The 18,616-nt window shown below is 72.1% G+C and carries 17 protein-coding genes and 3 pseudogenes; 9 read left to right on the top strand and 11 right to left on the bottom strand.

What is annotated here, in order from left to right:
- Positions 1-75: 75 nt before the first annotated feature.
- Entirely contained in the window at positions 76-1,317 is a 1,242-nt protein-coding gene (locus tag AB0F04_RS27185; RefSeq protein WP_362045620.1) for a geranylgeranyl reductase family protein, read from the top strand.
- Between the two features lie 68 nt (positions 1,318-1,385).
- On the opposite strand, the gene AB0F04_RS27180 is transcribed toward AB0F04_RS27185, so the two are convergent.
- Complete coding sequence (locus tag AB0F04_RS27180; RefSeq protein ID WP_362045617.1) at positions 1,386-1,835, bottom strand: nitroreductase family deazaflavin-dependent oxidoreductase; 450 nt, start codon at positions 1,833-1,835, stop codon at positions 1,386-1,388.
- 166 nt (positions 1,836-2,001) lie between these two features.
- On the opposite strand from AB0F04_RS27180, the gene AB0F04_RS27175 reads away from it, so the two are divergent.
- Positions 2,002-2,694, top strand: a complete 693-nt coding sequence (locus AB0F04_RS27175) for a TetR/AcrR family transcriptional regulator (protein ID WP_362045614.1) — start codon at positions 2,002-2,004, stop codon at positions 2,692-2,694.
- A 60-nt stretch (positions 2,695-2,754) separates the two neighbouring features.
- On the opposite strand, the gene AB0F04_RS27170 is transcribed toward AB0F04_RS27175, so the two are convergent.
- The 3 genes and pseudogenes from AB0F04_RS27170 to AB0F04_RS27160 all read right to left on the bottom strand — a co-directional run bounded on the left by AB0F04_RS27170 (position 2,755) and on the right by AB0F04_RS27160 (position 5,121).
- On the bottom strand, positions 2,755-3,162 hold the full coding sequence (locus AB0F04_RS27170) for a hypothetical protein (RefSeq protein ID WP_362046275.1): 408 nt from the start codon (positions 3,160-3,162) through the stop codon (positions 2,755-2,757).
- Between the two features lie 113 nt (positions 3,163-3,275).
- A pseudogene (locus AB0F04_RS27165) lies at positions 3,276-3,549 on the bottom strand (DUF6332 family protein); the annotation flags it as partial.
- A 78-nt stretch (positions 3,550-3,627) separates the two neighbouring features.
- Positions 3,628-5,121 carry an MFS transporter gene (locus AB0F04_RS27160; RefSeq protein WP_362045611.1) on the bottom strand — a complete coding sequence of 498 codons (1,494 nt, stop codon included), beginning with the start codon at positions 5,119-5,121 and terminating at the stop codon, positions 3,628-3,630.
- A gap of 86 nt (positions 5,122-5,207) precedes the next feature.
- On the opposite strand from AB0F04_RS27160, the gene AB0F04_RS27155 reads away from it, so the two are divergent.
- On the top strand, positions 5,208-5,603 hold the full coding sequence (locus tag AB0F04_RS27155; RefSeq protein WP_362045608.1) for a MarR family transcriptional regulator: 396 nt from the start codon (positions 5,208-5,210) through the stop codon (positions 5,601-5,603).
- 137 nt (positions 5,604-5,740) lie between these two features.
- Here the strand turns inward: AB0F04_RS27155 and AB0F04_RS27150 are convergent, their stop codons facing one another.
- The 3 genes and pseudogenes from AB0F04_RS27150 to AB0F04_RS27140 all read right to left on the bottom strand — a co-directional run bounded on the left by AB0F04_RS27150 (position 5,741) and on the right by AB0F04_RS27140 (position 8,688).
- Positions 5,741-6,469: a maleylpyruvate isomerase family mycothiol-dependent enzyme gene (locus tag AB0F04_RS27150; RefSeq protein WP_362045606.1), complete on the bottom strand. Its 729-nt coding sequence runs from the start codon at positions 6,467-6,469 to the stop codon at positions 5,741-5,743.
- Between the two features lie 65 nt (positions 6,470-6,534).
- Positions 6,535-7,413, bottom strand: coding sequence for an SDR family oxidoreductase (locus tag AB0F04_RS27145; RefSeq protein WP_362045603.1), 879 nt, complete (start codon positions 7,411-7,413; stop codon positions 6,535-6,537).
- Between the two features lie 100 nt (positions 7,414-7,513).
- Positions 7,514-8,688 (bottom strand): annotated as a pseudogene (locus AB0F04_RS27140) (MFS transporter).
- A 141-nt stretch (positions 8,689-8,829) separates the two neighbouring features.
- On the opposite strand from AB0F04_RS27140, the gene AB0F04_RS27135 reads away from it, so the two are divergent.
- Entirely contained in the window at positions 8,830-10,308 is a 1,479-nt protein-coding gene (locus AB0F04_RS27135; protein ID WP_362045600.1) for a glutamate--cysteine ligase, read from the top strand.
- 2 nt (positions 10,309-10,310) lie between these two features.
- On the opposite strand, the gene AB0F04_RS27130 is transcribed toward AB0F04_RS27135, so the two are convergent.
- From AB0F04_RS27130 to AB0F04_RS27120, 3 genes are read right to left on the bottom strand one after another with little or no spacing between them, the layout of a single operon-like run.
- On the bottom strand, positions 10,311-11,420 hold the full coding sequence (locus AB0F04_RS27130; protein ID WP_362045597.1) for a Gfo/Idh/MocA family oxidoreductase: 1,110 nt from the start codon (positions 11,418-11,420) through the stop codon (positions 10,311-10,313).
- A complete protein-coding gene (locus AB0F04_RS27125) occupies positions 11,390-12,100 on the bottom strand; it encodes a ThuA domain-containing protein (RefSeq protein WP_362045594.1) in 711 nt (236 codons plus the stop codon). Before AB0F04_RS27125 ends, AB0F04_RS27130 begins: the two co-directional genes overlap by 31 nt.
- A 51-nt stretch (positions 12,101-12,151) precedes the next feature.
- Entirely contained in the window at positions 12,152-13,003 is an 852-nt protein-coding gene (locus AB0F04_RS27120) for a class I SAM-dependent methyltransferase (protein WP_362045592.1), read from the bottom strand.
- Between the two features lie 91 nt (positions 13,004-13,094).
- On the opposite strand from AB0F04_RS27120, the gene AB0F04_RS27115 reads away from it, so the two are divergent.
- The 3 genes from AB0F04_RS27115 to AB0F04_RS27105 all read left to right on the top strand — a co-directional run bounded on the left by AB0F04_RS27115 (position 13,095) and on the right by AB0F04_RS27105 (position 16,651).
- Entirely contained in the window at positions 13,095-13,526 is a 432-nt protein-coding gene (locus AB0F04_RS27115) for a helix-turn-helix domain-containing protein (protein WP_362045589.1), read from the top strand.
- Positions 13,527-13,623: 97 nt separating this feature from the next.
- Positions 13,624-14,892 carry an MFS transporter gene (locus AB0F04_RS27110; protein ID WP_362045585.1) on the top strand — a complete coding sequence of 423 codons (1,269 nt, stop codon included), beginning with the start codon at positions 13,624-13,626 and terminating at the stop codon, positions 14,890-14,892.
- Positions 14,893-15,334: 442 nt separating this feature from the next.
- Positions 15,335-16,651, top strand: a complete 1,317-nt coding sequence (locus tag AB0F04_RS27105) for a cation:proton antiporter (RefSeq protein ID WP_362045582.1) — start codon at positions 15,335-15,337, stop codon at positions 16,649-16,651.
- 52 nt (positions 16,652-16,703) lie between these two features.
- Here AB0F04_RS27105 and AB0F04_RS27100 read toward each other — a convergent pair whose 3' ends face one another.
- Positions 16,704-17,360: a response regulator transcription factor gene (locus AB0F04_RS27100; protein ID WP_362045579.1), complete on the bottom strand. Its 657-nt coding sequence runs from the start codon at positions 17,358-17,360 to the stop codon at positions 16,704-16,706.
- Between the two features lie 460 nt (positions 17,361-17,820).
- Here AB0F04_RS27100 and AB0F04_RS27095 point away from each other — a divergent pair, with 460 nt between their 5' ends.
- Together AB0F04_RS27095 and AB0F04_RS27090 are read left to right on the top strand one after the other, a co-directional pair.
- Positions 17,821-18,108, top strand: coding sequence for a DUF3040 domain-containing protein (locus AB0F04_RS27095; protein ID WP_362045576.1), 288 nt, complete (start codon positions 17,821-17,823; stop codon positions 18,106-18,108).
- A 195-nt stretch (positions 18,109-18,303) separates the two neighbouring features.
- Positions 18,304-18,616 (top strand): annotated as a pseudogene (locus AB0F04_RS27090) (hypothetical protein); the annotation flags it as partial.

Genomic DNA, 18,616 nt, shown 5'->3' with positions numbered 1-18,616 from the left:
GCGGCCTGCGTCGACCGCCGCCGTAGGATGCGGGAGACAGCGGCAGGCGGCTTTGATCGGGAGCAACAGACCATCGTGAGCAGCGAGAACTCTTCGGCGGACGACGTGCGGCAGGTGTGGGACGTCGTCGTGGTGGGCGCGGGACCCGCGGGCGCTTCGGCCGCGTACGCGGCGGCGGTGGCCGGCAGACGTGTGCTGTTGCTGGAGAAGGCGGAGCTGCCGCGGTACAAGACGTGCGGCGGGGGCATCATCGGTCCCTCGCGCGACGCCCTGCCGCCCGGCTTCGAGCTGCCGCTCAGGGACCGGGTGCACGCGGTGACGTTCTCCAGCAACGGCCGCTTCACGCGCACCCGCCGCTCCAAGCAGATGCTCTTCGGGCTGATCAACCGGCCCGAGTTCGACCAGCAGCTGGTCGAGCACGCACAGAAGGCGGGCGCCGAGCTGCGCACGGGCGTCACCGTCCAGCGGGTCGAGCAGCACGGCTCGACGGTGCCGGACCGGCGCACGGTCGCCGTCGTCCTGCAGGGTGGCGAGGCCGTGCTCGCACGGGCCGTCGTAGGGGCGGACGGCAGCGCCAGCCGGATAGGGGCGCACGTCGGGGTCAAGCTCGACCAGGTGGATCTCGGTCTGGAGGCGGAGATCCCGGTGCCGGACACCGTCGCGGAGGACTGGCAGGGCCGGGTTCTCATCGACTGGGGCCCCATGCCCGGCAGTTACGGCTGGGTGTTCCCCAAGGGCGACACCCTGACGGTCGGGGTCATCTCGGCTCGGGGCGAAGGCGCCGCGACCAAGCGGTACTTGGAGGAGTTCATCGGCCGGCTGGGCCTCGCGGGGTTCGAACCGAGCATCTCGTCGGGGCACTTGACCCGCTGCCGCGCCGACGACTCGCCGCTCTCGCGCGGGCGGGTGCTGGTGTGCGGTGACGCGGCGGGGCTGCTGGAGCCGTGGACCCGAGAGGGCATCTCCTTCGCGCTGCGCTCCGGCCGGCTCGCGGGGGAGTGGGCGGTGCGGATCGCCGAGGCCCACGACGCCGTGGACACGCGCCGGCAGGCCCTGAACTACGCGTTCGCGATCAAGGCCGGCCTCGGGGTGGAGATGAGCGTCGGCAGGCGGCTGCTGACGGTGTTCGAGCGCCGTCCCGGGTTGTTCCACGCGGCGCTGACGGGCTTCCGGCCGGCGTGGAGGGCGTTCAAGGAGATCACGCAGGGCAGGACGTCGCTGGGCGAGATCGTCCGCACCTACCCGGTGGCCCAGCGGGCCCTGACCGCGCTGGACCGGCGTCCCGCCGCGGGCGGCGAGGCGGACCCGGCGGAGTGATCGGCCGCTCGCTGTGATCTACCGTTCACCGTGATGGCAAGTTCACCGTGCTCGGCCTTTCGCTGTGCTCAGCCTTGCAGCGTGATCTCGAAGACCGGGTGGTCCGGCGCGATGCGGCGCAGCCGGTCGTCCGGGGAGTCGGGACCGACGCCGTTGAAGAAGACCCCGACCTCCGCCTTCCAACGCCGGAGGTAGGCGCGCAGGATCGGGGTCTTGTCGTCGTCGCCCACCTCGGCCGCGGTGAATGTGTCCACGTGCTTGCCGAGGCGCAGTTCACCGCCGCCCGCGGCGCGCATGTTGTGCGTCCACTGCACATGACCGCGCGGGGCGACCAGGTACTGCTTGCCGCCCAGGGTCAGCAGGTTGACCGGGGTGGTGCGCCACTGACCGCTTTTACGGCCGCGGACGGCGAGGACCCGGGAGCCCCAGACGCTGATGCCGCGGCGGGTCAGCCAGGCCACGGAGCGGTTGAGGACGTTGACGGTGAACCAGCCGGGCTTCTGGACGTGCGTGGACATCGGGCCCCCTCGGGTGACGGCGAAGCGGTGCTCCATTTTGTGAGCACTGCTCTCGCTCTGCTCTCAGTCTGCACCAACGTGCAGGGCAAGGCAAGAGCACTGCTCTCCATTTGATGCGCCGCTCTCATCCGTGTGCAGTGATCTGGGCGCGTGGGAGACTGCCGGTATGAGCACCGCACACGGCGCCCGTGCCCGGGCCAGGATCGAAGTGACCGCGGCCATCAAGGAGGAGGCCCGCAGGCAACTCGCGGCGGAGGGTGCCGCCCGGCTCTCCCTGCGGGCCGTCGCCCGTGAACTGGGCATGGTCTCCTCCGCGCTGTACCGCTACTTCCCCAGCCGTGACGACCTGCTCACCGCACTCATCATCGACGCCTACGACTCTCTCGGCGAGAGCGCCGAGGCTGCCGACGAGGCCGCGGCCGGCCCCTTCGAGCGCTGGATCGCCGTCTGCCGGGCGGTGCGGCGCTGGGCGCTGGACCATCCGCACGAGTACGCGCTGATCTACGGATCGCCCGTGCCCGGGTACACGGCCCCCGAGGTCACCGTCCCGGCCGCCGCCCGCGTCGGCCTCCGGCTCATCGCCATCACGCGCGAGGCCCACCACGGTCCGGGACTCGCCCGGACCTCTCTGCCGGCCGACCTCCGGCCGGAGGCCGAGCGGATGGCCGCCGACCTCGCCCCGGACCTCCCCCCGGAGGTCGTGACCGCACTCGTCGCGGCCTGGGCCCAGCTCTACGGGCTGGTCGGTTTCGAACTGTTCGGCCAGTTCAACCGGGTGGTGGAGAACCGCGAGACGTTCTTCCGGCACGCGGCGGAGCAACTGGCCAGGGGGGTGGGGCTGGTGCCCGGGCCCGCCTAGAGCCGGTCCGGCCGGTCACGACGCGATGCGGCGATGCGGTGACGCATCGCCGCGGGGAGATCAGGGCGAGAAGTACCAGCAGTACAGGTGGAGGTCATTCTCCCCACGACTGCGCGCGAGGGCCGACACCCGATCAAGGAGGTCCAGCGCGTTGTCCGGCGAGATCTCGTCGTCCGGTTCGGATGCGGCCGCGGCCCACGCAAGAGCTGCAGCTCCGAGCCGGGCTCGCCCCGCAGCTGCCAGAGCCGTGCACAGTGGCTCCGGGACGGCGAAGACGGTGAATCCGTCGTTGGCCATGGGCACCACGTCCCGGAGTCTGCTCTCGGCGCCCGTCAGCTCAGCTTCCCACCTCAGGACCGCGTCATCGGGATACGTGCCGTCGAACGGCACGGCCGGGAAGTCGTGACTGCTGCGGGGGCCCACCCGCAGAGCGGACTCATCGTCTTCCGCAAGGAAGAACTCACCCATGCGCACCATCCACTGATCTTCGCACCCCTTGGCCACTCGGCCTCACCGTCGTGCTGATGGACATCCGCATGCCCGAGCTCGACGGCCTGGCCGCGACCCGGCAGGTCACCGCCGGCCTCGGGGCCGGTGCGGCCGGGCTGATCCGCCCCGCGGAACCGGAGCGGCACGCTGACGACCCGGGCCGCGAAGAGCAGCGGCGCGAGCACCAGCCCGGCCCCGCACCAGCAGGCGCTCCGGCGTCTGTAGCGAGTCGAAGAGCAGCGCGGGCCCGGCAACGGCCCCGAAGACCACCGCCGCCGCGAAGGCCGCAGTGCACAGCGCGTACCCGATCTCGACGGTGATGGCATCCCGTTCGGCCTGACCGCACCGTCCCCCGTGACGGGTCATGACGCGAGTCGAACAGGGGTGCGCCCGGCGGGTAAGGCGGCCCGCCGGGCGCACGGTCGGAGGCGCCCCCCGGTCGCGCTAATCGCGTACGGCGACGCGCTCCGCCTCCTCGGGAATGGACCTGGCGACGACGACGGACGGCCCGGCGGACGGCCGGCCCCGGCGGGGGCGCAGACCTGTGAGGGTGATCAGCAGCCCGGCGAAGGCGACGAGCGTCACGACCAGCAGGCCGGGCCGGTAACTGTCGAGGACGGCCTGCGGGGAGGGGTGGGCGCCCCCGGGGGCGTTCGCGGTCACCACCGCCGTCACCACGGCGAGGAAGATCGCGCCACCCACCTGGACCGAGGTGTTGAGCAACCCGGAGACCATGCCCTGCTCGTGCTCGTCGACGCCGTTGGTGGCCTGGACGTTGAGGGAGGGGAAGGTCAGTGCGAAGCCGGAGCCGACCAGCACCATCGTCGGCAGGATCACCACCGCGTAGGCCGGGTCGAGGTCGATGCGCAGGAAGAGCACATACCCGGTGACCATCAGGGCGAAGCCCAGCACCATCAGCCGGGCGGTGCCGAACCGGTCGATGACGGATCCGACCTTCGTCGCCGAGAGCGCCACCAGAGCACCCGCCGGAAGGAAGGCCAGGGCCGTGTGCAGCGCGGACCAGCCGAGCAGCTGCTGCATGTACAGGGTGACCAGGAACTGGAAGCCGATGTAGCTGCCGACGAACGTCAACGCACCCAGCTGTGCCCGTACCTGCGGCCCCGAGCGCAGCACGCCGAGCCGGATCAGAGGACTGGGGCTGCGCCGCTCGACGGCGATGAAGGCCACCAGGAGTACGGCCACGGTGGCGAAGGACAGGACGGTCCGGGCCGAGGCCCAGCCCGCCTCGGGCGCCTCGACGACGGTGAAGACGAGCAGCAGCATCGAGGCGGTGCCCAGCACCGCGCCCGGGATGTCGTAGCCGCCCTGGCCGCGTTCGCGCTCACTGCGCGGCAGCAGCTTCAGGCCCACGACCAGGGCGATCAGCGCGATCGGAGCGGGCAGGAGCATGGTGAGACGCCAACTGGCCTCCGTGAGCAGGCCGGAGAAGACCAGGCCCATCGAATAGCCGGTGGCGCCGCAGGTGGTGTAGATGGCGAGGGCGCGGTTGCGCAGGGGGCCCTCCGGGAACGTCGTGGTGATGATCGACAGACCGGCGGGGGCGGTGAAGGCCGCGCTCAGGCCCTTGACGAAGCGGCTGGCGATGAGCAGCGGCCCCGAGTCGACGAGACCGCCGAGCAGCGAGGCGAGAGCGAAGACGCCCAGTGCCACGAGGAAGACCTGTCGCCGCCCCAGCAGGTCGGCGGCGCGTCCGCCGAGGAGCAGCAGGCCGCCGTAGCCCAGGATGTAACCGCTGACGATCCATTGCAGTGCCGAGGTCGACAGGCCGAGGTCGGCGCCGATGGACGGCAGGGCGACGCCGACCATGGACACGTCCAGGGCGTCCAGGAACATCGCGGCGCAGAGCACGAGCAGGGTGCCCCACAGCCGTGGCGTCCAACGCCCGCCGGACGTGGGGGAGATGAGCGGAGAGGTCATGCCGGAGACATTACATGCGCATGCATGAGATGCAAATGCATTTAATTCAGGTGCAACAATCTGGGTTCTCTGTTACGGTGCGGCGCATGACGGCTCAGCAGGCCGAGCAGGCCCTCGTGGCACGGTGGCGGGACATCCTGGCGCTGCACGCGCGGACACAGTGCGAACTCGACCGGGCGCTGCACGGCCACGGCCTGTGCGCCAGTGACTTCGAGGTGCTCGACGTCCTCGCCGGGTGCCGGACGCCGAAGGGCACGCCGTCCTATCGCGTGCAGGAGATCTCCGAGCGGGTTCATCTGAGCCAGAGCGCGCTGTCGCGGCTGATCGCCCGGCTCGAGAAAGACGGGCTCGTGGAGCGCGGCATGTGCTCCGAGGACCGGCGCGGCGTGAAGGTGTGCCTCACCGCGACAGGGCGCGCGCTGCACGAAGAGGTGCTTCCCGTGCAGCGCGCGGTGCTGGCGAGGATGCTCGCCGGCGACTGACCGCCCGGTGGCGCTCCCGCTCGGATCACCCTCGGCCGAGCGCCGGTCGGTCGTCGGCCCGGATCGCCGTCGGCCGGTCGCCCGCCGGTCGCCGGTCAGTCAGGATCGCCGTCGGCCGGTCGTCCGGCGGGGGTCGGTCAGATCGCCGACGTCTCCCGCCACAGGGTGGCGAGCGCCTGGTCACCCTGTGCGGCCGGCAGGGGAGCCCGGTTCCACAGCGCCAGGTACACCTGCTCGGCGGGACCGGACAGTTCGCACTCGGCGTCCCCGGACGCGTCCCGTGTCGTCACCGGCGGCTCCGGCGACAGCCGGAGCGTCCACACCGCGCCGGTGTCCTCAGTGCGGATCCGCAGGACACGCGGCTGCGGGGTGCGTACCCGGCTCCGGGAGCGGGCGTGGAAGCCGCACAGCAGTTCGTCGATGCCGTCGGTAGCGAACTCCGGGGCGACGGCTGCCGGGACGCCGCCGCGCGCGGACTCCGCGTCGACCCGGTGCACCGCCGTCTCGTGCGCCTGCCGCCTGGCCCAGAACGCCAGCGGGGACGGTGCGGGCAGGAAGGCGAAGCACTCCACGTCCGGCGAGGCGGCGGCCAGCGTGCCGACGAGGTCCCGGTGGCCGGCGCGGTACCAGGCCACGAGCTCCGCGCCGTCGAGGTCGGCGGGTTCGCCCAGGGGGCGCCGCTCGGTGTGCCGCTCGGCGACGAAGGCGGCGGCCCAGCGGTGTACGGCGCCCGTGTGCCGCAGCAGGTCGCGCACCTGCCACCCGGGACAGGTCGGCACCTTGGCGTCGGTCCCGGCCTCCTCGGCGGCTGCGGCCAGCAGCCGGCCTTCCGTCTCCAGTGCTTGAAGGAACTCGGCGGTCTCCATGGCGCCGAGTCTGCCGCACGAAGCGCTCTCCGGACCCGGGAATTGCGGCAGGCCGGCCGCGGTGCCTACGGCAGCGGCGTCCCGCCCGTCGCGTTGACGATCTCGGCGGTGATGTACGACGCCTCCTGCGAGGCGAGGAAGACGTACGCCGGAGCCATCTCGGCGGGCTGTGCGGGCCGGCCGATGGGAGCCTGCTTGCCGAACGTCTGCGTGTCCGGCAGGGTCGCCGGGATCAGCGGCGTCCACACCGGGCCCGGCGCCACCGCGTTGACGCGGATGCCCTTCTCGATCAGCATCTGCGCCAGCCCCTGCGTGAAGGTGACGATCGCGCCCTTCGTCGTGGCGTAGTCCAGAAGATGCGGACTGGGCTTGTACGCCTGCACGGACGTGGAGTTGATGATGCTGCCGCCCTCCGGGATGTGCGGCAGGGCCAGCTTGCACAGCCAGAACATGCCGTACAGGTTGGTGCGCAGCACCCGGTCGAACTGCTCGGTGGTGATCGCCTCGATGCCGTCCGGCTGTGACATCTGGTACGCGGCGTTGTTCACGAGCACGTCGATCCGGCCGAACTCGTCCGCGGCCCGGTCGATCAGCGCCCGGCAGTTCTCCTCCTCTCGTACGTCGCACGCGACGGGCACGGCACGCCGGCCGGCCTCCTCGACGAGCCGGGCCGTCTCGGCGGCGTCGTCCTTCTCGTCCTCCAGATGGGTGAACAGGACGTCGGCACCCTCGCGGGCGAACGCCAGGGCGACCGCACGGCCGATCCCGGAGTCCCCGCCGGTGATCACGGCCTTGCGGCCCTCCAGCCTGCCGCTGCCCCGGTAGGAATCCTCACCGTGGTCCGGGGGCGGATCCATCGGCCCTGTCCAGCCGGGGTGCGGCTGGTCCTGGGAGGGAAACTCCGGCGTCGGGTGCTGCTCCTGAGGGTCCTGCTGTGCGGTCACGGGTCTGCCTCCTCGTCCTCGGTTACGGCCCGGTGATCACAACGGGCGTGGCCACGAGTACCCAGGATCACCGGCGTACCCCTGTGCGGCCCCCCGCGCTTCAGCCCGTTTCCGTCCGCCGGGCTGCCGCCCCCGCCGGCGCGCCCACGACCGCCGCCACCGCAGCCAGGACCGCCACGCTGGTCAGTGCGGTCGGCAGGGTGAACCAGTCCGCCATGAAACCGATCGCGGGCGGGCCGAGGAGCATGCCCCCGTAGCCCAGCGTCGAGGCCGTGGCGACGCCGCCAGGGCCCGCGAGGGCGCCCGCGCGCTCCACGGCCACGGGGAAGAGGTTCGCGAGACCGACGCCCGTGATCGCGTAGCCGGCCAGGGCGGCCGAGAGGGAAGGGGCGAGGGAGCCGAGCAGCATGCCGGCCGCCGCGGTGGTGCCGCCCACGACGACGGTCCGGGTCCGCCCCAGACGTTCCGGAGGGATGGTGCCGGCCAGACGTCCCACCGTCATCGCGAGCGCGAAGCACGAGTAGCCCACGGCCGCGGCGCCCGCCGAGGCGTGCAGGTCCTGCTCGAGGTGCAGGGCGCCCCAGTCGGCCGGCGCCCCCTCGCCTACGCGGTGCAGCCCGCGATCACGCCGAGAACGACGAGCCCCCGGGTGCGGCGGTTCAGTCGTGGGGAGTCCTCGACGGGCCGCTCCCGCTCCGGGGGTGCGGTCGGCTCGTGCCGCAGCAGCGTGGGGCCCGCCGCGGCGGTCACGAGCAGGCCGACGACCGTGAGCAGCGACAGGTGCCACGTGGGGGACAGGGCCCCCGCGACCAGACCGCCCAGCCCCGCCCCGGCCATGCCGCCCAGGCTGAACGCCGCGTGGAAGCTCGGCATGACCGGCCGCCGCAGCGCTGCCACGAGCTCCACGGCCGCGCTGCTGAAGGCCACGTTGATCCCGCCGTAGGCGGCCCCGAAGAGGAGCAGGACCAGGCACAGAGCGAGCACCGAGTGGGTCAGCGGAGGCAGGGCCACGCCGAACGAGAGCAGGACCGCGCAGACGACGGTGACCCGGCGGTTGCCGAAGCGGCGGCAGAGGCGGCCCGTGAGCGTCATGGTGATGACCGCCCCGGCGGAGACGCCCAGGAGGGCGAGGCCCAGGGCGCCGGCGGAGCGCCGGTCTGCACCTTGATGGCGGGGATGCGCACGACCCACCCGGCGAAGACGAAGCCGTCGAGGGCGAAGAAGACGGGTGAGGGCGACCCGGAGCCGGGTCAGGGAGCTGCTGTTGCCGGGCACGTCCTTGCGCGTCCGGGATTTGTTTATTTGCGGCACAAAATCAGGCCAGGTGGGTGCGGGGTCGAGGACAAGGTGCGACTCTGGGACGAGACCCGTCCACCAAGGAGCGGACGTATCCGCCGAAGGAGCGCAGGAGGGCACATGGGACGTGACGTGCCGGCCCTGGTGTTCACCCGGGAGGACCGCCGTCGGTACCGCGAGAAGATGCACACCGACCTCGAGGTGCTCGCCCGGATGCTCAGCGAGTCCGGCTTCGAGAGCGAGCGTCCTCAGGTCGGGCTGGAGATCGAGCTCAACCTCGTGGACGACGCCGGGCTGCCCGCGATGCGCAACACCGACGTGCTCCAGGCGATCGCCGATCCCGCCTGGTCGAGCGAACTGGGCCGTTTCAACCTGGAGATCAACATCCCGCCCCGGCTGCTGACGACCGGCGGCCCGGGCTCCTGGGAGCAGGCGATCCGGGACGCCCTCAACCACGCCGAGGACCGCGCCGCCGCGGTGGGCGCGCACCTGATCATGGTCGGCATCCTGCCCACCCTCGGCGAGTCGGACGTCAGCGAGTCCGCGCTCTCCGGCGACCCCCGGTACCGCCTGCTCAACGAGCAGATCTTCGCGGCCCGCGGCGAGGATCTGCGGATCAAGGTCGACGGAGTGGAGCGCCTGTCGACGTACGCCGACACCATCACTCCCGAGGCGGCCTGCACCAGCACCCAGTTCCACCTCCAGGTCGACCCGAGGGAGTTCCCGCACTACTGGAACGCGGCCCAGGCCATCGCGGGCGTGCAGGTCGCCCTCGCGGCGAACTCGCCCTTCCTGTTCGGCAAGGAGCTGTGGCGCGAGACCCGCATCCCCCTGTTCGAACAGGCCACGGACACCCGGCCCGAGGAGATCAAGGCCCAGGGCGTACGGCCCCGGGTGTGGTTCGGGGAGCGCTGGATCACCAGCGTCTTCGACCTCTTCGAGGAGAACGTGCGCTACTTCCCCGCCCTGCTGCCGCTGTGCGAGGACGAGGACCCGCAGAAGGAGCTGGACAGCGGCGGCGTTCCCCAACTGGGCGAACTGACCCTGCACAACGGCACGATCTACCGCTGGAACCGCCCCATCTACGCCGTGACCGAGAGCGGCCCCCATCTGCGCATCGAGAACCGGGTCCTGCCCGCCGGCCCCACCGTGGCCGACATCATCGCCAACGGCGCCTTCTACTACGGCCTGACCCGCGCCCTCGTCGACGAGGACCGGCCGGTGTGGTCGCGGATGTCGTTCTCGGTCGCCGAGGAGAACCTGCACACCGCGGCCCGCGACGGCATCGACGCCCGTCTGTACTGGCCCGGCGTGGGCGAAGTGCCGGTCACGGAACTGGTGTTGCGGCGTCTGCTGCCGCTGGCCCACCGGGGCCTGGAGCTGACCGGCATGGATGCCGCATGGCGCGAGCCCCTGCTGGGCATCATCGAGCAGCGCTGCGTCACCGGCCGCAACGGCGCCCTGTGGCAGGCCGAGACGGTGCACCACCTGGAGAAGGCCGGCATCTCCGACCGGCGGGAGGCACTGCGGCAGATGACCCGGACGTACATGGACTACATGCACATGAACGCGCCCGCGCACACCTGGCCCGTGGACTGACGTCACTCCTGCCGGCCGAGCCACCGGGCCGCGGTCGTCAGGGGCACGGCCGCCGGCACCTCCGCCGACGTCGTCAGCTTGATCCGGCGACCCTCGGCCGCCGAGCGCAGCAGCGCCGTCATCGTCTCCAGTACGTGCAGGGCGAGTTCGCCGTTCGCGCGCGGCGGCCGCTCACCGTCGGCGGTGAGGAAGTCGAGCAGGCCGACCCCGCGGGCGCCGTCCGCGTAGCCCGCCGACGCCGGGAGGGAGCGCCAGCGGGTGTCGCCGAGCGCGTGGAGACGGACCTCCCCGTCGAAGCGGTTCGGGTCGGGGACCGAGAGCGTGCCGCCCTCGCCGTGGACCTCGATCGGCGCGGCCGTGGTGGCCACGCCGTCGAAGCTCGTCGTGAGCGTCGTCAGCGTGCCGTCCACGTGCTCCAGCACTCCGGAGACATGGCTGTCCACCTCGACCGGTATGCGCTCGCCGGCGCGCGGACCGGATCCGATGACGCGCTCGGCGCGCAGCCGCCCGGCCGCCCCGGTCACGGCACGCACCGGGCCCAGCAGATGGACGAGGGACGTGAGGTAGTAGGGCCCCATGTCCAGCAGCGGGCCACCGCCCGCCGTGTAGTAGAAGTCCGGGTTCGGGTGCCAGCGTTCATGGCCCGGGGTCACCATCACGGCCGACGCGAACTGGGGGCGTCCGATGGCCCCCGCCTCCACGGCCGCCCGCGCGGTCTGAACTCCCGTGCCCAGCACGGTGTCCGGGGCGCAGCCCACCCCGCTGCCCGCCTTGGCGGCGGCCGCCAGGACGGCCCGGGCGTCCTCCAGACCGGCTGCCAGCGGCTTCTCCCCGTAGACGTGCTTGCCGTGCCGGATCGCCCCGAGGGCTATCCCCGCGTGCGCCGCCGGTGTGGTCAGGTTCAGCACCGTGTCCACGTCCGGGCTGCTCAGCAGCTCCGCGGCCGTCAGGGCCCGGGCGCCGGGCAGTTCGGCGGCGGCCGCGGCCGACCGGGAGGCGTCGAGGTCGGCGACCGCGGTGATCCGCACCGCGGGATGGCCGGCGAGCGTGTCCAGGTACGCGCGCGAGATGACGCCGAGCCCTACGACTCCGACGCGGTGCGCGTCGCCCACAGCATGCCCCTCTCGATGATGGTGCGGACGTGGGGGTTCTCCAGCACGTCGACGCTGTGCCCCGGCGTCGTCACCACGATCCGCCCGGCACCCCACCGGCGGGTCCAGACCGCCGGGGAAGTGACCGGCCGGTGCCACGGCTGCCACGGCCGGGTGGGATGCGTGGTGGTGGCCAGGACGTCGATGAGGTCGTCGTGGAGCACCCAGTACTGCTCGGTGTCCAGCGTGAAGTCCTCGATGCCGGCGGTGATCGGGTGCGCGCGGCCGGCCTCGGTGAGGGCGATGGTGTGGGGCAGGAAGTTGTCCGCCGCCTCGCCCCGCCGCTCGCACGGCTCCTTGCCGGGATGCGTGGCGAACTGGCCGCCGACCAGGTGCAGATAGTCCGAGGAGGCACGGAACGAGTCGGCGATGCCGCCGTGCCAGCCGGTGAAGCCCGTGCCCGCCACCACCGCGGAGCTCAGGCCCGCCAGCTCCTCGCGGGTGATCTCCGACATCGTCACGCACTGCACGACGAGGTCGGTGGCGGCCATCTCGGAGCTGTCCGCGTAGATCCGGGTCGACTCCTCGACCCGGACGGCGTATCCGGTGGCGTGGAGGAAGGGCAGGAACAGTTCCGTGGCCTCGACCGGCTGATGACCTTCCCAGCCGCCTCGGACCACCAGCGCTCTCTTCTGCGTCATCGTGATCTCACTATGCGCCGGTGGCCAGCGTCCGGAAAAGGGGGCCGGACCTCACGAAAGTTTCGCGTCGGCGGCCCGCGCCGACACCATCCAGCAGGCCGCGGTGTAGCGGACGTCCGAGCCCTCCACGAAGGGGTCGAAGGCGGGGCGGACCACTTCGACGATCTCCGCCCGGGTCCGCTCGTCGGCCTCGGGCAGGACCGTGCCGAGCGGACCGAGCCGGCTGAAGTACGTGACGAGATCCTTCTCGGGCAGGGTGCAGAGCACGTCGACCGGCCGGATGTCGATCCCGGCCCAGCCGCTCTCCGCCAGAATGCGCCGGACCCGCTCCGGGTCCGCGAACGCGAACTGGCCCGGCTCGTCGGGCCGGCGGACGGGGACCTCCGGCAGGAACGGGGCCGCGGCGCGTTCCGCCGTCGTCATGAACGGATTCTCCTCGGCGTCCCGCCACACGGCGCACCGCAGCCCTGCCCCGTCCCTCATCGTGCTGCGGAGATTGGCGAAGGCCCGCACGGGGTCGCTGAAGAACATGACGCCGAAGCGGGAGACGACCGCGTCGAAGGCGGCCGGCTCGAACGCGAACTCCTGAGCGTCGGCCTGGAGGAAGGACGCCGCCACGCCCTCGCGCTCTGCCTGCGCCCGGGCCGCCTCGATCATCGGGCCGGAGACGTCCACCCCGACGCAGTGACCGACCCGGCGTGCGACGGCCCGGGTGACCGCGCCGGTTCCACAGCCCACGTCGAGCACGCTCGCCGGGTGTTCGGCGGCCACGGCGTCGACGAGGAGTTCCTCGATGGGCCTGAACATCCCGTTCAGCACCTCCTGGAGGTCCACCCAGGCGTGGCCGGCCGGCCCGTTCCAGCGGGCGGCCTGCTCGTCGTAGGACCTGCGCGCGTCGTTCATGTCCATCTCCCTCTGCTCCGCCTTCGTCCCGCTTGCCCTCGCCGGGGCGGGATGACAGCGTTCTACTTCAAGTCGACTTGAGGTCAAGACAATGACAGACCTGGACATAGCAGAAGTGGCGCACCGTGCCGGAGTGGCCGCTTCGACCCTGCGGTTCTACGAGGAGAAGAGCCTGATCGCCTCGACCGGCCGACGCGGCCTGCGGCGCCAGTACGACAGCGGGGTGCTGGAGCGGCTGGCGCTGATCGCGCTGGGGCGGACGGCCGGGTTCTCGCTCGACGAGATCGCCCAGATGTTCGCGCCGGACGGGCGGCCGCGCATCGACCGGCGGGTGCTGTCGGCCAAGGCGGAGGAACTGGACCGGAGGATCCACGAACTGACGGCCCTGCGTGACTCCCTGCGGCACGCCGCCGCCTGCCCCGCACCCAGCCACCTGGAATGCCCCACCTTCCGCGGCCTGATCGACGCGGCGGCGTCCGGCGGTGTCACGGCGCCGGAAAGGCGGCCCCCCGAACGCCGTTGACGCCACCGTCGAGGCTCTTGGCCGAAACCTGAGTCGCCCTTTGCCCGATTCCCGACGCCGCGTGCCTAGCCTCGGCTGCGAACTTCGGGAGGCAGACGTGCTGAAGACCGTGAAGGGCCAGGCAGCCGGTCTGACCAAGGACCAGCGCAACGCCTTCGTGGCCGCCTACCTCGGCTGGGCGATGGACGCGTTCGACTACTTCCTGGTCGTGCTCCTCTACAGCGAGATAGCCGACGACTTCCACGTCTCCCTCACCGACATGGCCTTCCTGACCACCGCGACCCTGGTGATGCGGCCCGTCGGCGCGCTGCTCTTCGGCATGTGGGCGGACCGCCGGGGCCGCCGCGTCCCCCTCATGGTCGATGTCGTCTTCTACTCGATCGTCGGCTTCGCCTGCGCCTTCGCGCCCGACTACACGGTCCTGCTGGTGCTGCGCCTGCTCTACGGCATCGGTATGGGCGGCGAATGGGGCCTGGGCGCGGCCCTGGCCATGGAGAAGATCCCCACCGAACGGCGCGGATTCTGGTCGGGCCTGCTGCAGAGCGGCTACTCGCTGGGGTACCTCCTGGCCGCTGTGGCCTTCTTCGTCATCGAGCCCGTCTTCGGCTGGCGCGGTCTGTTCGCGTTCAGCCTGCTGCCCGCCCTGGTCGCGCTGTGGGTGCGCAGCAGGGTGGAGGAGAGCGAGGTGTGGGAGAAGAGCGTCGCGCTCAACCGCACCCCCGCGCATCAGGTGTTCAGGGACCCCGCAGTGCTGCGGCGCTTCGTCTACCTGGTCGCGCTGATGACCGCCTTCAACTGGATGTCGCACGGCACCCAGGACATCTACCCCACCTTCGTGAAGAAGGGCCTCGACCTGTCGGCGAACACGTCGATCGCGATCGCGGTGGTCTACAACATCGGCGCGATGGTCGGCGGGGTGCTGCTGGGCGCGTACTCCGAGCGGCTGGGCCGCCGCCGGACGATCATGATCGCGGCGGCCGCGGGCCTGGCCGTGGTGCCGTTCTTCGTGCTGTCCACCACCGTCGGATGGCTGATGCTGTCGTCCTTCCTGATGCAGGTGTGCGTGCAGGGCGCGTGGGGCGTCATCCCGGCGCATCTGACCGAGATGAGCCCGGACGCCGTCCGGGGTTTCTACCCGGGCGTCACCTACCAGCTCGGCAACCTCGTCGCCGCGCTCAACCTGCCGATCCAGGAGGCCCTCGCCGCGCGGCACGGGTACCCGTCGGCGATGGCGTGGACCATCGTGCCCACGCTGGCGGTGGTGATCCTGCTGAGCGCGCTCGGCAAGGAGGCCAAGGGAATCCGCTTCGGCAGCGGCTCGGTGGCGGCGCCCAGCGGTGCGGCGTCCGGCACGGCGCAGCCGTGACGCACGAGTGGCCCGACGGCCGGCCACTCCGTCATGATCGGGCTCGTCCTGCCTGACGGCCCCAACTCCCCACGCGCGCATCGCGCGAGGCGCCACGGACGCGGCCTACGCGCACGGTTACTCCCTCGGCCACCGCACGGCCGACTTCCGAACGGCGGCGAGCCTGCTGGACATCGACCACCAGCAGGTGACGGGCGTCGTCCTCGCCGGGATGGGGGTCGTCCTCGCCCCGATGTGGGTGCGGGCACCGATGGTGAGGCCACCGGTGCCCGTGTGAGGCTGGCAGCACCGCCCGGGCCGACGTGCCGATGATCATGGCCAGGGTCCGGGACCGCGCCCGCAGGCGCACGACGCTGCCCGTCACGGCCCCCAGAAGGAGGAGCCCCTATCCATCCCCGCTCGGTGAAACGATCCGCCCGCGCGTCCACGAAGGTGGTGATCCGTGGGACACGCTGACAGCCTTCTCGCCATGGGCGGAGCCTTCCTGGCCGCCGCCCTCCTCGCCCGCCTCGGCGGCAGAATCGGGCTCCCCACGATCCCGCTGTTCATGCTCGCGGGCATCCTGCTCGGCCCTCACACCCCCGGCCTGGTCATCGTCCAGGACGCACACGACTTCGAGATGCTCTCCGCTCTCGGACTGGTGCTGCTGCTCTTCTACCTGGGGCTGGAGTTCCACCTCGACGACCTCAGGAGCGGCGGCCGGCGCCTGCTGACGGCGGGCGGGATCTACCTGCTGCTCAACGTCGGCGCGGGGCTGGCGTTCGGCTTCGCCCTGGGCTGGGGCGTGCGCGAGGCACTGGTCCTCGCCGGTGTCCTCGGGATCTCCTCCTCCGCCATCGTCACCAAGATCCTCATCGACCTGGGCCGCATCGGCCGCCCGGAGACCCGCCTCATCCTGGGCGTCATCGTGGTGGAGGACATCTTCCTCGCGCTGTACCTGGCCGCCCTCCAGCCCGTCATCAGCGGCGCCCAAGGCGTCGGCGACATGGTCCTGCAGGGCGCCAAGGCCTTCGGCTTCCTGCTGCTGCTGGCCGCGGCGGCCCGCTACGGCACGAAGCCGGTGGGGCGACTCATCGCGACCCGCGACAACGAACTGCTCGTCATCAGCTTCCTCGGCGCTGCCGTCCTGGTGGCGGGAGTCGCCGAGGTCCTCGGGGTCGCCGACGCCATCGGCGCGTTCATGGTGGGCCTGATCCTGGCCGGCACCCCCTCCGGCCCGCGCATCCGGGACCTCGTGCATCCGCTGCGCGACGCCTTCGCGGCCATCTTCTTCTTCGCCTTCGGGCTCTCCATCGACCCCGGCGACATCGTCTCCGTGGCCGGACCGGTCGCCGCGGCGGCCGCGCTGACGCTCGTCATGAACGTCGCCGCGGGTCTCCTCGTCGCCCGCGTCTACCGCTACGGCCTCGATCCCGCCGCCGAGATCGCCACCACCCTCGTGGCCCGCGGCGAGTTCGCACTGATCCTGGCCGCCATGGCCGCCGGTGCCGGCCTCGACGCCCGGCTCGCCCCGTTCATCGCGGGATACGTCCTCGTCCTCGCGGTCCTCGGCCCCATCGCCGCCGGACGCGCACATCTGCTCGCCCGCGCGCTGCGGACGGGACAGGGCTTCCTGCCCCGCCGCACGACCCCGGCGTACGAGGCCGAGCCCGCGGGCCAGGGCACATCGTCCGCGCCTCGCCCCGCCGAGGCCGAGCCCATGGGCGAGGGCGCACCGTCCGCGCCTCAGCCGGCCGAAGCCGAGCGTCAGGGCCTGTGAGCCGGCCTGATCCGAACCACAGGCCCGGGCCGGCGACCGTCCGCGGACGCGCTCACGGCTCGATCAGCCCGACGCGGACGGCGTAGCGGGTCAGTTCCAGACGGTCCTTCAGGCCCAGCTTCTGCAGCAGGTTCGCGCGGTGCCGCTCCACCGTCCTGGGGCTGATGACCAGCAGGTCCGCGATCTGCTGCGAGGTGTGCCCCTCGGCGACGAGCTTGAGGATCTCCTCCTCACGGTCGGTGAGGGCCCGGGAGGACGCCGCGCCGCCCTCCCGGGCACGGGCGAGATGGTCGCGGATCAGCGCGTCGACCGCACCGGGGTACAGGAACGCCTCGCCCCGCATCGTGGCCCGGCACGCCTCGACCAGATCGCGGTCCGCGACGGACTTGAGGACGTAGCCCGAGGCCCCGGCACCGAGCGCCTCGAAGAGGTACTGCTCGTTGTCGTACATGGTCAGGATCAGGATCCGCGTCCCCGGGCAGGTCCGGGACAGCTCCCGGGCGGCCTGGAGCCCCGTCAGGCGGGGCATGGCGATGTCGAGGACGGCCAGGTCTGGCCGGTGCTCCCGGGCCCTGGCGACGGCCTCGGCTCCGTCGTCGGCCTCCGCGATCACGCTGAGGTCGGGTTCGGCGTCCAGGATGAGCCGGACACCGCGCCGCACCAGGGCGTGGTCGTCGGCGAGCAGGATGCGGGCGGGGGAGTCGCTCATGGTCGGCCGTTCCGGTCGGGATCGGGACGAGGGCGGGACGAGGACGGTGGGGCAGCCCCCCGGCGGATCGCGGCGGTTCGCGGCGGGTCCGGCCGTCGGCAGGAAGATCCGCCGGAACAAGGGCACCGCGCGCCGCCTCCTCGAGACCTCACCACCCAGGGTGTGCGCTGCCCGGCCCCTCCCGCCATCCGTGACAGCACCCATCCTGGCACCGAACACCCCGCCGGCGGAGCCGCGTTCGTGGGGGGCGGCCACCGGGCAGGATGAGGGTGGGATCCGATGGTGGCAGCCGCTGGAGGGGGGAGAAGCCGAAGCCCGGGTGAGACAGCCGTGGCACGCCGCGACCACCGCGAAGACGGCCTGTCTCCCTCCGCGCCACCGCAGGGCCCGACACCCAGGACTTGTCATGGCCTCGGCCGTGCCCTGCCTCGAAGCGCTCGGGTTCCGGGAAGGAGAAGCCGTGCCCCAGTCCGATGACCACCGTCTGGTCGCTCTCGAAGCACGACTCGAGCGGGAGGACCCCCGGTTCACCCGGGCCATGAGATCCGGCCGCCCCACCCGGCCCCGCGAGTACCGGCGGACCGGAGCCTGGTGGGGGCTGGCGCTCGGCGTCGCCGTGCTCGGCTCCGGCATCGCCCTGGCCGAGGGCCTGCTCATCGCGGGCGGGCTGGTCCTCGTCGGTATGGCGGCCCAGCTGGCGGACCCGGACCCGTCCCGTATGACCCATCGGCGGTTCGGACGCCGCTGACGGGAGCGCACGGCGAGGGGCCCAGGGCGACGGGTGCACGGCCGGGGCATGCCTCCGTCGGAGTGTCGTCGTAACCCGTGTGATCGCCCCGGATGGTGGGACGGACCGGGATGACTGACGGTGGTTCACGTCGAGACCGGGTCTGGTGTGCTGGCGAGGCGTCAGCTGCCCGGTCCGCGACGGAAGGACTCACCGATGCGCTCTGCCCGCATGCTGCTCGCGACGGCCACGACCACGGCCGCCCTCGCGATCGCCGCACCCGCCGCCTATGCCGAGGCGACGGGTGACTGGGACCACGACTCCACCCATTCCTACAGCAAGGAGCACCACAAGGACGGTAAGCACGACGGGCCGCGCGGCGGCATGCACACGGGTGGCGGAGCGCTGGCCGCGGTGACCGCCGACGACGGGGACGGCTCCCGCCACGACAAGGACTCCCACGCCGCCAAGGGCGACGAAGGGGGCAAGCACGAGGAGCACGGCAAGGAGCACGGACACGACAAGGGCG

Source organism: Streptomyces sp. NPDC029041 (assembly GCF_040637515.1).
GTDB lineage: Bacteria > Actinomycetota > Actinomycetes > Streptomycetales > Streptomycetaceae > Streptomyces.
This window is presented reverse-complemented; position numbering and strand designations above follow the sequence as displayed.